The sequence below is a fragment of the Clostridium thailandense genome (assembly GCF_019207025.1).
Lineage (GTDB): Bacteria > Bacillota > Clostridia > Clostridiales > Clostridiaceae > Clostridium_AM > Clostridium_AM thailandense.
In genome coordinates this window covers 1-1083 of record NZ_JAEEGC010000253.1, presented here as the reverse complement: position 1 = coordinate 1083, position 1083 = coordinate 1, and the positions used below count along the sequence as shown (strand labels likewise).

The following is a 1083-nucleotide window of genomic DNA, read 5'->3' as shown; positions in this document are numbered from 1 at the left end:
TTATTTGTGGTTAGATTTAATTCTGCAACAAGCAATTGAACATTAAACATTGAAATGCCACTAGACAAGGAATCTATTTTAATAAATCCACTCTTTGATACGTTCTTATAATAGTTAACTTTGGCACCATTTTTTTGACATATCAAAAATTTATTTGGATTTATATAATTTGGATCACTCTGGGTATTATCGGTATTTTTATTTAATGTCCAAATATTAGGTGTCTCTTCTATCCAATTACTGGGTGTACTTAATGATACTGAACCATAAAGAGAAGGTTTGTTACCAGTTCCATAAGATGCGTAGGTAACAGGTCCGGTTTCATTTCCGTTTTTAGGAATTAGCTGTTCCCTCCATATATCTCCACACTTAAAATGCACAACATCACCTGGTTTGAAATTATAATTGTTGACCTTAGATATAGTCTTCCATGGATGAGCTTCTGATAAGCCAGAATTGCTATCATCCCCATAATTACTAACATAGTAATTATGTGAGAAACGAATTGATGAATCAAATATTAAAAATATAAGCATAAGAATTAAAAATATAAATGTAAAAGGTATAAATAAAAACTTTTCTTTTAACATAATATTCTATCTCCTCAATTTTGCTTTGCATTGTTATCTTTCAGTAGGTCTTATTAGGAATGAAACATTTACATAGTATCCAGAATACTTTTTTTCAACTTAGAAGTAATCTGACAAACAATCTCCATAATGCTTTGCACAACTATAAGGATAAGTATTTTGAAGGAAAGCTGCGAGTCCTAGTAATTTAATTTTATATTAAATACTTAGTAGTATAAATAATACTATTTCATGATAACCTTCATTTTTAAAATAAGTTATAGTTATATTTACTATTACCTAAATTTCGTTATGATAAGAAAATTTATAAATACTAAAGAATTTAAAAGTAAGCGTAAAAAATCCCTATCAAAAATGATAGAGATTTTTTAAATTTGCAAGAGTTTTTTTACAACTAATTTAATGCTGAAGGAGATTCGTTTTTAAACCATTCTGAGACAATAGTTTCTTTTGGCTGAATAAACTTGTTATCTTTAAATTTTAGATTCTCAAT

At 27.3% G+C, this 1083-nt stretch carries 1 protein-coding gene; it reads right to left on the bottom strand.

From position 1 onward, the window contains the following. Positions 1-590: hypothetical protein (locus I6U48_RS29370; protein WP_218324058.1), on the bottom strand; the 590-nt coding region annotated here is incomplete at its 3' end. Positions 591-1083: the final 493 nt, after the last annotated feature.